The organism is Variovorax sp. PBL-H6 (genome assembly GCF_901827155.1).
Lineage (GTDB): Bacteria > Pseudomonadota > Gammaproteobacteria > Burkholderiales > Burkholderiaceae_C > Variovorax.
Genome location: NZ_LR594659.1, coordinates 2,969,791 through 2,981,443, shown reverse-complemented (window position 1 = coordinate 2,981,443; position 11,653 = coordinate 2,969,791). Strand labels below are relative to the sequence as shown.

The following is an 11,653-nucleotide window of genomic DNA, read 5'->3' as shown; positions in this document are numbered from 1 at the left end:
TCTATGGCTCGGCTGGGGACGATCATTGGCAAGGCTGTTCAGATGTCTGGCTGCCTTTTGGTTTGAACTGTTCGTCGAAGTCGCCAAGGCGCGGCAGGTCGAAGGTCTTCCGCTGATCGAGCGCGGTGATCTGCTGGTCGAGCGAGGCCAGCATCTCGCGCCTCGCTTCCTCCGTCACGTAAGGCACGTGGAAGGCCACATAGGGTTCGTATACCTCGTAGCCGACGTAGCCGAGCGTGCCCTGCATGATGTGGCGCAGCATTCCCGTTGTCAGGTCGCCGTGGATCGAATCGGAGCCGAACATGTGCTCGCGTCCGCCCAGCGAGGTCAGCACGATGGCCTTGCGACCGTTCATGCCGCCGCGGTCGTAGACGCGGCGACCTCCGTAGAAAGTTCCGGACAACAGCACCCGGTCGAACCAGCCCTTGAGCATCGCGGGCACGGAAAACCAGAAGACCGGAAAGGCGAGCACGAGCAACTCCGAAGCCAGCACGGGTTCGAGTTCGTCGACGATGTCCTTCGCCAGCGTGCCATGCTCGCGCGCATGGCGTTGCTCCAGCGAGTAGACGAGGTGCTCCGGGTTGCCCCGGCTGCCGAAGTCTTCGACGCTTGCGACGGGGTTGAAGCGCTTGGCGTAGAGGTCTGAAATCGTGACTTGCCAGCCTGCACGCTCGAGACTCGCACGCGCTCTGGCCGCCATGGCGCCGACGAAAGACTTGGGCTCGGGATGGCAGTAGACGATGTGTGCGCGCTTCATGCGTTGCCCTCCCCGGCTTTGCGCCTTTCCAATACCGCCACGTTGATGGCCTCGATCTCTTCATCAATGCGCGCATGCAGATCGGTGTCGAGCGCGAGCCAGTCTTTCACCCGCTTGAACATGGACGGCGACTTGTTCGCCAGTTTTCCGGCGCGGTCGATCGCAGCCGCACGCAGTTGATCGGCGGGCCGCAACTCGGTCACCAGGCCCCAGGCATGTGCAGTTTGACCGTCGATCGGCTCCGCCCCGAGCAACAGCCGGCGTGCACGCAGCAAGCCCACCGCACGCGCCAGCAGGAGACTGCTGCCCGCCTCGGGCGCGATGCCGAGGTCGAGGAACGGAAAGCGCAGCGATGCGTCCGGCGCAGCCACCACCCAGTCCGCATGCAGCAGCGACGTCGCACCGATGCCCACCGCCCACCCTTGAACCGCGATGACCAGCGGCTTGCGCAATGCAGCCAGGGCGTGCAGAAAGCGCGGCACCGGATCATCGGGCGATTGCGGCCATTGCTCGAAGGCTTTCAGGTCATGCCCCGCGCAGAACCCGTTGCCCGCGCCGCAGAGCAGAACGGCGCGCACCGCATCGTCGGCGTTGGCATTCGCGAGTTCGCGCGCAAGGACATCGAACATCGGCAGGTCGACGGCGTTGCGCTTGCCGGTACGGTTGATCTCCAGGCTCAGCACGCCTTCGTCGCGGCGGATGTTGATGTCGCTCATCGTCAGATCACCTTGTCCCGTTGCAGTCGCGCAAGCTCTTCTTCCGGCAGGCCCAGTTGCCCACCGAACACTTCGTCGTTGTCCGCGCCGATACCGCGCGCGGTGCGCTGCGGCGCGCACACGTGGTTGCCGAAGCGCGGCACGACGCCGGGGATGCGGACCTCGCCGAAGTCCTCGTCCTGCACCGACTTCAGGAAACCACGCGCGCGCACCTGCGGGTCTTCGACAATCTGCTTCGCCGAATAGACCGGTGCGATGGCGCCTTCGCACGCCTCGAAGCGCGCGAGCACGTCGGCGAGGTCGTGCGTGCCGAACCAGTTGCTGAAGATGCGGTTGATGGCATCCGCGTGACGGCAGCGATCGATGTTGCGGCTGAACCGCGGGTCATCGACGAGGTCGGGCCTCTCGATGGCGCGGCAGTTGCGTGCATACAGCGCGTTGGTGCTGCCGGAGAGCGAGACCCAATGGCCATCGCGCGTCGCATACACGCCCGTAGGAGCCGCATACTGGCTCACGTTTCCCGAACGGCCATGCGATTCGCCGAGCAGATCCTGCTTGAGCGTCAGGAAGTCCAGCAACTTGATCACGCCTTCCGTCATCGAAAGGTCGATTTCTTCGCCGCGTGCATCGGGATCGCGGGCCTGCTTCCACAGCGACGACATCACGCCCAACGCACCGAAGAGCCCGCCGATCGAATCGCCGATCGGGTAGCCGACGTGCATCGGTTGGCCCTCGGGTTCGCCGGTGATGTAGGTCATGCCGCCCATGGCTTCGAAGATGCGGGCGAAGCCCGGGCGGTCCTTGTAGGGGCCGTCTTGCCCGAAGGCGGTGGCGCGCAGGATGACGAGGCGCGGCTGCGCCTCCCACAAGACCTGCGCGTCGAGGCCCCAGCCAGCCAGCGTGCCGGGGCGGAAGTTCTCCATCAGCACGTCGGCCTGCGCGATCAGCTTCAGAAAGAGTTTGCGGCCCTCGGGCTTGCGCAGGTCGAGCGAAGCCAGCCGCTTGTCGCGGTTGAGCACCTTCCACCAGAGAGACTTCTCGTCCTTGAAAGGTGCGAAGGTGCGCAGACCATCGCCCAGGCCAGGCAGTTCGATCTTCAGCACGTCGGCGCCATAGTCGCAGAGCAATGCGGCGGCCGTCGGGGCTGCGACGATCGTGGAGATGTCGATCACGCGCAGCCCGGCGAGGGGGCCGGTGCGGGTGGAGGTCTTGGTGGTCACGTTCGGTCGTCCGGTTGGAACCCGAGGTCGCGTGCGTCGCGATCCCAGTCGTAGGCGAGCGGCTGCCTGGCGGTGAACCGACGGGCTGCATCATGGTGGTAGTCGGCGCTCATCGCGCTGCCCTGGGCCTCGGCTTCGAGCGCGCCCATCGCGCGGTAGTCTGCTTGCGCACTCTGGTTGAGCAGGCGCTTGGTCGTGGCGAACACCTCGGCCGGGCCTGTGCACAGGCGACGTGCCGTCTCGCGCGCACGCTCGACCAGTTGATCGGCAGGGTGGATCGCGTGGACCATGTGCAGGCTGCGCGCTTCCTGCGCGTCGATGGTTCGTCCGGTGATCAACAACTCGCGCGCGGCCCCGAGGCCGGCGATTCTTTGCAGCAGGTAGTGAGCGCCGAAGTCGGGCACGGCACCGATGCGGGGAAAGGACATGCAGAAGCACGCGCCAGGTGTGGCCAGCACGAGGTCGGCATGCAGCGCGAGGCTGAAGCCGCCACCGAATGCCGCGCCATCGACCGCCGCGATCACGACCGCGCGCAACTGGAGCAGCCGTTGAAGCCATGCGTTGTCGTTCTCGATCCGCCGGCGCGTGGTCTCGGGCGTGTGCTGTTCGGGATGCTCGAGCCTCGCCGTCATCTCGCGCACATCGCCACCCGCGCTGAAGCTGCCGCCCGCGCCACGAAGGATCAACACGCGGATCGATGCATCGGCCTCGATGCGGTCGAGCATCCGCACGTAGTCGCGACGCAACGGCTGCCCGAGCGGGTTGCGTGCCTTCGGCTGCTCGTGAACGAACTCCGCGACGCCTGCCGCCACATGGAGCGTGGCGACCTCGAACTGATCGGCTTGGCCGGCGGTCATGCAATCGTTCCAATTTTCATCTTCGCTCTGCCAGATCAGTTCTTGAGCGAAAGCTGCAGTTCGCCGACGAGCTTGTTGATGCGCGCACGCTGGTCGTTGAAATAGGCCGCGGCTTCCGCGGTTGAGCTGGATTCGGGCTCCACGCCGAGCTGCGCCAGTTGCTGCCGCACTTCAGGCATCGCCAGAACTTCGCGCAATTGCCTGTTCAGCGCATCGACGACCGGCTTCGGTGTGCCGATCGGCGCGAACATGATGAACCAGGGCGTCAGGCCTTCGACATCCTTGGTGATGCCCAGCTCGCGGCCGGTCGGCACGTCAGGCTGGATGGCAGAGCGCCTGGGCTCGGTCACCGCCAGCAGCCGCGCCTTGCCGGCCTCGACCATCGGCCGCGCGACTGCGTATTCCATCATCGCGAAATCGACCTCGCCCGCGCCAACGGCGGTCGCGGTGGGCTGCGTGCCCTTGTACGGAATCGGCGTGACCGGCATGCCGGCCGCGCGTGCAAGCGCGAGCCCGGCAATGTGGGGATTGCTGCCGTTGCCGGGGTGGCCGAGCGTGAGCTTGCCGTCCTTCTTGCCGAGGGCGACGAACTCCTTGTAATCCTTGGCAGGAAGATCCTTGCGCACCATCAGGAAGGTCGGCGCACGGCCGAGCATCGAGATCGGCGCGAAGTCCTTGCCGGGCGCGAAAGTCACGCCGTCGAACATCAATGGGAAGGCGGTGGTGACGGCCGTCGCAAGTCCGATCGTGTAGCCATCGGCCGGCGCCTTTTGCGCAGCTTCGATGCCGATTCGGGTGGCGGCACCGGGCTTGTTGTCGACGATGAACTGCTGGCCCATGCGCTCGCTCAGCATGCGCGCAAGAACACGCGCCAAGCCGTCGGTGGCGCCACCGGGTGCGAAGCCGAGCACGATCTTGACCGGACGGTCCGGGTAGTCGGCGGCATGCGCCGCGGGCGCGACGGGCGCTGTGATGGCCGCGAAGCTCAGGGCAATCGCGAAACCGAGCAAGGCGCGGCGGCCAAGGGTGGATGGTGTCATGTGGGTCTCCTCGGCACTGTCTCTGGCGCCGTCCGGTCATTCTTGGTTATTCCGCCATTGCACGACCCACCCGAAACGGGTGGGCGGGCGGACCCCTGTCTAGAATCGCGCGGTGCACCGAACCCCATCCTCCGGCAGTCCATCGTGCAACACGCCGATGCCGCGAGCGCGCCTGCTGGATGTCCTGCAGCAGGCGCGAGAGCTGCGTTGCATCGTCATCACCTCGCCGGCCGGCAGCGGCAAGACGGCGCTCCTGCGAACATGGGCGCGCAAGGCGAGCGCGAGGCGCACGACGCTGGTCTGGCTGGATGGGAGCGCGCCTCTGGCAGGCCAGCTGCTGTTGCGTTGCGCCGAGGCGGACCCTGCGCTTGCAGGCGTACTTCCGGATGATTTGCCCGAGCAGGACGACGAAGCGCTGGTCCGCGTCGCCATTGCGCTGGTGCGAGCGGCAGGCACCATCAAGCGGCGAATCGCCCTGGTGTTCGATGGCTTGCATCTCCTGCCGGATGCATCCGTCCTGCAAGGCCTGCAGCCGTTGCTCGACCATGCGCCGCCGCATCTGCAGTGCGTGTTCGCGAGCCGCGATCATCTGCCGCTCTCGCTGGGCCGATTGCGGGAGCACGACCAGTTGCTCGAGCTTCATGCCGACGACCTGGCATTCACCGCAAGCGAAGCACAAGCGCTGTGGCGCTGGCAGCTGGGCCCGCGCGCCTTCGCGTCGGCTGAAGCAAGCGTGCAAGGCTGGCAAGAGGCGGCTGGTGGATGGGGCATGGCGGTTGCGTCGATCGGGCGCGCGGTGAATGCCGGGCTAGGGCAGGACGCATGGCTGGGCGAAGCCTTCGACCTCCTCGACGCCGAGGTGCTCGACACGTTGAGCCTCGATCAACGCCGGATGCTGATGCGGCTGTCCTGCGCGGAAGCCTTCGACACCACCTTGGCAGCGCATCTCGGCAGGAGTCCGCCGGCCGAATGCGCTTCATTCCTGGAGCGCTTCGCAACCACCGGCTTCCTGACCCGAACGCAAGGCGACGGCAACTGGTGGCAACTGCATCCGACGCTGGCCTCGCGCCTTCGACGGCTGTTCGCGCGCGAGCCGGCCACGACCCGGCGCAATGCACACCGCCTCGCCAGCATCCATCTTGCGGAATGCGGCCGGCAGTCCGACGCGGTGCGGCAAGCGATGGCTTCCGGCGACACCCGGCGCGCAGCCGATCTGGTCGAGGGCTGGGCCGGCGACCTGTTCAAATCGGGCCAGCACGAGCCGCTCGCCGCGCTGGTCCGGCTGGTGCTGCCGTCCTCCTCGTTGCATCGCCCGCGCCTGCGCCTCTGGATCACGCTGCTCGCCTTGATGGAGCATCGCTTCAACGATTGCGCCGTCATGATCGCCGCGCTGGAACGCGATGTGAGCCGACGTGATCGTTCGACGCGTCGCCGGATGCGGGTTCTCAAATGCTGGCTCGCCGTCTTCCTCGACGACATGGAGGCGGCGGCCGGGCTTCTTGCCGACCCGCGCGCGAAAGCCGACCCCGAGGTGGACGAGATCACATTGGCTGCCGAGCGCAACGTGCTCTCGTGGATCCACATCTACCGCAACGACTACCAGCGCGCGAGGGACGTGCAGGCGCGAGCCGCCGCCAAACTCATTGCCGCGCCGCGCGGCACCTTGTTCGGTTCGCTGACCGGCCGCTGCATGGCCGGGCTGAGTCTCGCGCTCGAAGGCCGGATGGACGCGGCCGAGCGCACCTATCGCGACGTGCTCGAGGACTGTCGATCGGGAAGCGAGACCGACCCGGCCTGCATCGATGCAGCGGCCCTCGCAACTGGCCTGCTCGGCGAAACGCTGTACGAACTCGGCGACTTGCGCGGGGTGCTGGCGCTGGAGCCGCGGCTCGCCGACATCAAGCATCGTTCGCTGCCCGATACCTTGCTGCGCGTGATGCTCGCCATCTGCCGCAGCCACGCCCTCCAGGACCGCATCGACGATGCGTTGCGGATCGCGTCCGAACTCCAGGCCTATGCCGACGCACGCAAGCTCGACCGGCTGACGTCTTATGCCTTGCTCGAGCAACTGCGACTGCACCTGCTTCGACAGGACCCCGCCTCCGCACAGGCCGCATGGGAGAAGACCACCCGCCTGCGCGCGGTCTACGATCGCGCGGAGGGCACGACCTTGAGCGAAGTCACCGTCGTGGCGGACCGCGCCGAGATCCTCGTGCTCATGTACCAGGGGCGCTTCGAGCTCGCGCGCAAGCGCATCGCCACGCTGATCGAACTCTGTCGCCGACGCGGCCGGCATCGTCGTGTGGCCGCCCTGCACTTCCAGCATGCCGTGATGGACCGTGAACTCGGCGCGCGTGAGAGCGCAGCACGGCATGCCTTGATGGGACTGCGCCTGGGTGCGCAACTCGGGCTCGTGCGCAGTCTGCTCGACGCGCATCCGGATGTGCCGGACTTTCTCTGCGAAGCTCTTGCGCTCAACGGTCATGAGACCATGCTTGCTTTCCATGCCGATCGACTCCGGGCCGCCGCTGGCTTCGGCCCGCTGCGCGCCAGCGCGCTGAGTGCGATGGTCGAGTACGCACCGGCCAGAGCACAAGCGCCAGGCGTCGCGTTGAGCCAACGAGAGGAAGAGATCGCCCAGCTGTTGGCCCAGGCCCTGCCCAACAAGGAGATCGCGCGCGAACTCGGCCTGTCGCCCGAGACGGTGAAGTGGCACCTGCGCAATGTCTTCGCCAAACTGGGCGTCGGCAAACGCTACCAGGCACTGGCCCTGCTTCGCGAAAGGTCGACGCGTTGAAAGGCCTTGGGCGCGGGCGCTCGCGCCACCCGTACTTACCCTCACCGCACTGACGGCGGATCGACAGCTTCGATTCCTACGATTTCTCCGAGGCCTCCCGAGACGCGGGCAGCCCACGGCGCAGTTCGCGCACTACAGGAGACATCGACCATGCAGATCACCGGCATGTTGCACGGCGCACGCCTGCTGCACTTCGTGGGCTTTCCCGCCACCGAGGTGCTGGGCCCCGCGGCCAGCGAAGAGGAAATCAAGGCGCTGATCGACAAGTACGGGCTCATCTTCGTCAAGCCCGTCTTCAAGGGCGGCATCGGCAAGAAGGGCAAGGCCGGCCTGCTGGGCCGCGCCAGCGACCTGAAGACCGCACTGGCCGAGAAGGAGCGCCTCTACTTTGCAGAGCACACAGTGGGCCATGTCAAGGCCAAGGCCAATGGCGTGACGTTCGAGGCGGGCGTGCCGGCCAAGCACGAGGTCTACTTCTCCATCAGCGACTCCACCCGCTTCCGCGCCCCGACCATGACGCTCACGCACATGGGCGGGATGGACATCGAGGAACTGGACAAGACACAGGTCGCCACGGTGCCCTTCGACCCGCTCACCGGCCTGAAGGCCTTCGTGGTGGCCAATGCCCTGACGGAGATCGGCGCGCCGAAGGAGATCATCTCGCCGCTGGTGCAGCAGCTGCCCAAGCTGTGGGAGCTGTTCCACGACTTCGGCATGACCACGCTGGAACTCAACCCGATCCGCATGCGCGAGGACAAGAAGGGCCGGCTCACGCCGGTGGCCTGCGACTTCAAGTGCGGCTTCGACCGCGACGACCCGCGCTGGCTGCGCCTGGGCCTGCCGCCGCACCTGTTCGCGGCCGACTATTCCGACTTCGAGCAAGAGATCAACACCCTGCGCACCCACCAGGGCCAGAGCGACGTGTACGTGATCAACGAGAACGGCACGGTGCTCGCCCCCACCTTCGGCGGCGGCGCCAACTCGCTGGTGACCGAGATGCTCGGCGACGACGCGATCATCAGCTCCGACTTCGGCGGCAACCCGCCCTACGAGAAGATGAAGGAGGTGGCGCGCATCTGCTTCAAGCACTGGCTGAAGCAGGCCAACGTGCTCTTCATCATCGGCGGCAAGAGCAACAACACCGACATCTTCGAGACCCTGCGCGCGATGGCCGATGCGTTGCGAGAGCACTTCAGCCAGCACGGCCCCACGCCGCTGTACGTGGTGCTGGGCCGCGGCGGGCCGAACCTGGTGCGCGGCATGGGCGCCCTGCGCGACACCTGCGATGCGCTGGGCCTGCCGTATCGGCTCTTCGGCTTCGACTCCGACATGAGCGAGGTGATCCAGTTCGCCCGCAAGGTCAACACGTGGATGAAGGCCGGCGGGCGCGGGCAGGTCGCCGCATGCCTCGGCATCCAGGCCCCGACGGCCGCTTGAAAGGGAGAAAGATCATGCACTCCAGCTGGCAGAAGACAGGCGTGGGCGGCTTCAAGTACCACGTGGGCATCAGCTCGCTCACGCAGGTCGCCTCGCGCGAGGACCGCGTCTGCGTGCTCAACATCCTCGGCGGCGAATCGAGCGAGGTGACGCCGGTGAGCCATGCCTACTCCGGCGGCAACGTGGTTTTCGGCACCGCGCCCGGCAAGGGCGGCGCGGTGCTGGAGACGCCGATCGGCAACATCCCCGTCTTCAACAACGTGCGCGACGGGCTGGCGGCGGGCCATCGCTTCGATTGCGGCGTGGTGTACCTGCCGCCCTCGGCGGCGCGCGACGGCGTGGCCGAACTGATCCGCGTGAACCCGGAACTGCGCAAGATCTTCATCATCACGGAGAAGATCGCCGTGCACGACGCACGCGAGATCCGCGCCATGGGCCAGCAGAACGGCATCGACATCTTCGGCGCCAATGGCCTCGGCGTGGCCGACTCGTGGAACCAGGTTCGCATCGGCGGCGCCCTGGGCGGCGACAAGCCCGGCGACTCGCTGCGGCCAGGCTCGATCGCGATCTTCTCGAACTCCGGCGGTTTCTCGACCACCATCGCGCAGTACCTGCGCATGGCGGGCTGGGGCACCACCACCGTCATCTCGTCGGGCAAGGACGTCTACATCCACTACGCCGCGCCCGAGTTTGCCTTCGCGCTGGCCAACGACGCGCGCAGCAAGGCCGCGGTGCTGTACTGCGAGCCGGGCGGCTACTACGAGCTGGACGCGACGTTCACCAAGCCGGTCGTCGCCTGCGTGGTCGGGCGCTGGAAGAGCAAGCTCACGCGCGCGGTCGGCCATGCCGGCGCGATGGCCGGCGGCTCGGACGACGCGCTGGCCAAGGAGCGCTGGTTCCTGGAGAAGTTCGGCGTCGACGCGATCTTCACGCCCGACAACCCGGTGTTCTCGGCCAAGGGCGCACTGGTCACCAACATCGCCCACATCCCCGCCGCGCTCACGGCGGTGATGCGCGCCAATGCGAGCCTGCCCGACTTCGCGCCCGAGGGCACGCTGGCCCTCAAGCCCTGGTTCGGCTCGGACGAAGGCCTGGACCTGCCCCAGGAGCTGCGTCCGCAAGTGGTACAGGCGCTCGCGCCCTACAACGAACAGGTGGCGCTGCTCAACACGCAGATCGGCGGCGTGGTGCCGCGCCAGGCCATGAAGGACGCCTCGGGCGCCTCGCAGATGGATGCGAAGACGCAGGTCAGCAGCCTGCACGGCACCACCATGCTGGACGCGGCAACACGCTCGCTGGAATCCAACGTGGCGCTCGCGCTGCTGCACGACGCCGGTGGCGAGAACGACCGCCGGCTGATCGCGCCCGCGATTGCCGCCCAGGTCAACCTGCATGGCCGTCCCGAACTCGCCGCGGCGCAAGCCAGCCGCGAGGCGGGCAATGCACCCAATGCGGTGCTGGCCGGCGCGGCAGCCATCGTCGGGCCGAAGCGCCAGCAGGCGGCGCGCGAGGCGCTGGGCTTCATGCTCGAGCGCTTCCATGCCGCGGGGCTGGGCAACGAATTCGGCGCTTCGCTCAGCGACAGCTTCGACCTGGGGCAAATCGACATGGCGGGCGCGCCAACGCTCACAAGCGACGCGCTCGACACCCGCGCCGAGGCCTTGTTGGCCGGCGTGCAGGCGCGTGGCGGGCGCTCGGTGTTCCTGCGATGGCTGCAGAGTCTCCCCGGCCATCCGACCGAGGCGGCCGTGCTGGCCGCGATCTCGGCCACCCTGGCGTGGGGACCGCTGTCCCGCAAGCGCATCTCGCTGTTGACGGCGCAGAACTTCCCATGGTGGCTGCAGCTCTTCGGCACGCTCATCGGTGCCTCGGCGGATGCGGCGCGCCATGAGGAAGGCCGCTTCTGCGGCATCTCGCAGCAGCAGTTGCTGGAGAGTGCAAGCCTGGGCGAGATCGCCTTCGCCGCCCTCCTCGGCCGCACGCCGGGCGAGGCCGACCTGTTCGCCTTCCAGACGCTGGTCGGGCTGCTGCTCACCAATGGTCCTGGGGCCATCTCGGCCCAAGGCGCAAAGGGCGCTGTGTCGGCAGACGGGCCCGAGCAGCCCGAGCGTGTGCAGCTCAACAAGGCGCTCGTCGGCTTCCTCACGCACACCGGCTATGCGCACGGCGGCAACGGCTACGAGGGCATCGCCTACCTGATCGAGCAGTTCAAGGGCAGCGGCCTCGAGGACCCTGGCGCCATGGACCACGGCGTCGATCTCCAGGCCCTGGCAGCGAAGGCCGTCGACCAGTACGCGCAGTACAAGTCGCGCAAGAAGAGCGCGGGCAGCCTGGACATCGCCAAGCTGCCGGGCGTGAACCACCCGGTCTTCAAGGACAAGCCGGTCAACCTCGACCCGCGCGAGGTGTTCATCGCGAAGCTGCGCGAGGCGCGCGGCGACCACAACGTGTTTCACGATTTCTACCGCGCGCTGGTGCAGCAGCTCTTCGATGCCGGCGTCTCGCGCAACGTCTACTGCGTGAACGTGGACGCGGTGATTGCCGCGCTGCTGCTGAAGATGCTGTGGAAGCCGCTGCAGTCCGGAGACATCGGCGAGCGCGAACTCGAAACGGCCGCGTTCACGATCTTCCTGTACCCGCGCATGCTGGGCTGCGCCGCCGAGATCGACGACCACCTCAACCGCGGCCGCAACATGGACACCCGCACCGTCGCGTCGCTTTGCAAGTTCGTGGCCTGAACAGGGCGCGCATTCAACTGCCGGTCAGGGTGCCGCAAGCACGCCTGAAATAGGGTCTGCGGTCCCTGGCCATTCCTTCTCCGCCAAAAAC

Annotated in this window: 8 protein-coding genes; 3 read left to right on the top strand and 5 right to left on the bottom strand. The window is 67.1% G+C overall.

Annotated features, from left to right (window positions below):
- Positions 1–22 precede the first annotated feature (22 nt).
- From G3W89_RS14015 to G3W89_RS13995, 5 genes are read right to left on the bottom strand one after another with little or no spacing between them, the layout of a single operon-like run.
- Positions 23–757 (bottom strand): NAD(P)H-dependent oxidoreductase, encoded by a 735-nt coding sequence (locus tag G3W89_RS14015; RefSeq protein ID WP_162574647.1) that lies wholly within the window; start codon positions 755–757, stop codon positions 23–25.
- Positions 754–1,473: an enoyl-CoA hydratase-related protein gene (locus G3W89_RS14010; RefSeq protein WP_162574646.1), complete on the bottom strand. Its 720-nt coding sequence runs from the start codon at positions 1,471–1,473 to the stop codon at positions 754–756. Before G3W89_RS14010 ends, G3W89_RS14015 begins: the two co-directional genes overlap by 4 nt.
- Positions 1,474–1,475: 2 nt before the next feature.
- Positions 1,476–2,693 (bottom strand): CaiB/BaiF CoA transferase family protein, encoded by a 1,218-nt coding sequence (locus G3W89_RS14005; RefSeq protein WP_162574645.1) that lies wholly within the window; start codon positions 2,691–2,693, stop codon positions 1,476–1,478.
- Positions 2,690–3,550: an enoyl-CoA hydratase/isomerase family protein gene (locus G3W89_RS14000; RefSeq protein ID WP_162574644.1), complete on the bottom strand. Its 861-nt coding sequence runs from the start codon at positions 3,548–3,550 to the stop codon at positions 2,690–2,692. Before G3W89_RS14000 ends, G3W89_RS14005 begins: the two co-directional genes overlap by 4 nt.
- Before the next feature lie 35 nt (positions 3,551–3,585).
- On the bottom strand, positions 3,586–4,590 hold the full coding sequence (locus G3W89_RS13995) for a Bug family tripartite tricarboxylate transporter substrate binding protein (protein ID WP_162574643.1): 1,005 nt from the start codon (positions 4,588–4,590) through the stop codon (positions 3,586–3,588).
- A gap of 157 nt (positions 4,591–4,747) precedes the next feature.
- Between G3W89_RS13995 and G3W89_RS13990 the strand changes: the two genes are divergently transcribed.
- The 3 genes from G3W89_RS13990 to G3W89_RS13980 all read left to right on the top strand — a co-directional run bounded on the left by G3W89_RS13990 (position 4,748) and on the right by G3W89_RS13980 (position 11,562).
- Positions 4,748–7,387: a LuxR C-terminal-related transcriptional regulator gene (locus G3W89_RS13990; RefSeq protein ID WP_232076542.1), complete on the top strand. Its 2,640-nt coding sequence runs from the start codon at positions 4,748–4,750 to the stop codon at positions 7,385–7,387.
- A gap of 150 nt (positions 7,388–7,537) precedes the next feature.
- A complete protein-coding gene (locus tag G3W89_RS13985) occupies positions 7,538–8,824 on the top strand; it encodes an ATP citrate lyase citrate-binding domain-containing protein (protein WP_162574641.1) in 1,287 nt (428 codons plus the stop codon).
- A gap of 14 nt (positions 8,825–8,838) precedes the next feature.
- Positions 8,839–11,562 carry a CoA-binding protein gene (locus G3W89_RS13980; RefSeq protein ID WP_162574640.1) on the top strand — a complete coding sequence of 908 codons (2,724 nt, stop codon included), beginning with the start codon at positions 8,839–8,841 and terminating at the stop codon, positions 11,560–11,562.
- The last annotated feature ends 91 nt before the right edge of the window (positions 11,563–11,653 follow it).